This window comes from Microcoleus sp. PH2017_24_DOB_U_A (assembly GCF_020738205.1).
In the GTDB taxonomy this organism is placed as follows: domain Bacteria; phylum Cyanobacteriota; class Cyanobacteriia; order Cyanobacteriales; family Microcoleaceae; genus Microcoleus.
Genome location: NZ_JAEQCT010000213.1, coordinates 1 through 1,330, shown reverse-complemented (window position 1 = coordinate 1,330; position 1,330 = coordinate 1). Strand labels below are relative to the sequence as shown.

Genomic DNA, 1,330 nt, shown 5'->3' with positions numbered 1-1,330 from the left:
TTAGGGACTCGCGGACAAATAAAATACCAGTCAAAATGGGATAATCGTGATATCCCATTTTGGTAAAGTTTCAGAACGTTGCCATGAGGGCAAATATTGTTTTAACTCATGAGGTAAGACTTTTACGCCTTTCTCATAAGTTGTCTCAATTAAGTTTACAATGGGATTAATTCCTTTCCATGTCATGTTAGATGCCCAGTTGACGGCTGTTTCAACTGCATCTAAAATAGCACCATTCCAATAATTTTCAAGTGCTGCCCAACAGCGTTCAATTGGATTATACTTGCTGTGATACGGCGGGTAGTAAATTAGTCTAATTCTCAAACCAATTCTTTGAGATAACTCAATGATACGTTTGATGAATTGTGTTCGATTACTTCTATTTGATGGGCCACCATCAAGGTCAATCACCAATTCTTCCAGTTCGGTGTAATCAGATTGGTTGTTTTGCCACCAATCCGTTAGACAATCGACGATAAAATCAGTGGTTTCAGCAGACTGCCCCATATAAATAGATAATTGGTCATTTTGAGTATTCAGAATTCCAAAGGGGACTAATACGGCTTGCCACTTCGTATCATGATCATCAGCCGATTTCGGTTCGAGGGTTCGCGCTTTACCGTCCCGTGACAGGTTGCCAATTTTGACTTTGGCTTTGGTATCGATTGATATTCGTAGAGAATTAACATCTAGATCGGAGGCTTGATTCTCCTTCAATACATTCTCAAAAATGGCATCTGTTTCGGGTATTTTTTTCAAGGGCTTAGTTTTTTGTGTTTTTTTAGGCGATACCCCATTCGATTTAAAATCGTGCCAATTGTCTGACGAGAAGGCAATTGCTGTGGGTCGTAGTTTTTCTGAGTCACCAATGCGGATAATACCGCCTTGGCACTGATCCGAGCATACAAAAATGTCGATTGAAACTTGGGGTCTGCCTGGGACTCTGGCTCTACTAAAGAACGAATATCCGTTTCTAAATTTGGCAGTAAGATTTCACTTTTGTGTCGCCCTCGTCCCCGGTAATTATCAACACAAATCAACCCGGTTCGTCGTTCATGTAAGCCCAGTTGAACACTGGATCGATTCCACCCCATAAATGTTTCTACTTTTCGGGATGAACCATTAAAGTAGTCTTCAGCCACTTTTGCCATAAAGTCTCGACGGCGATAGCCTGTCAGTTTTTTGGCCGCATCTTTGAATGTTAATTTAACTGGCTCACTCAAAATCATTTTTAGCATCCCACTTACAGAAGTCACAACCACTTATGTCAGATTTTTTGGTTCCTACTCTTCTAGGATAACTGGGGTTATATTTAATTGCAAGCCCCTTA

The 1,330-nt window shown here is 40.6% G+C and carries 1 pseudogene; it reads right to left on the bottom strand.

Going from position 1 to position 1,330, the window contains the following annotated elements:
* Nucleotides 1-30: 30 nt before the first annotated feature.
* A pseudogene (locus JGK07_RS33080) lies at nucleotides 31-1,094 on the bottom strand (ISAzo13 family transposase).
* Nucleotides 1,095-1,330: the final 236 nt, after the last annotated feature.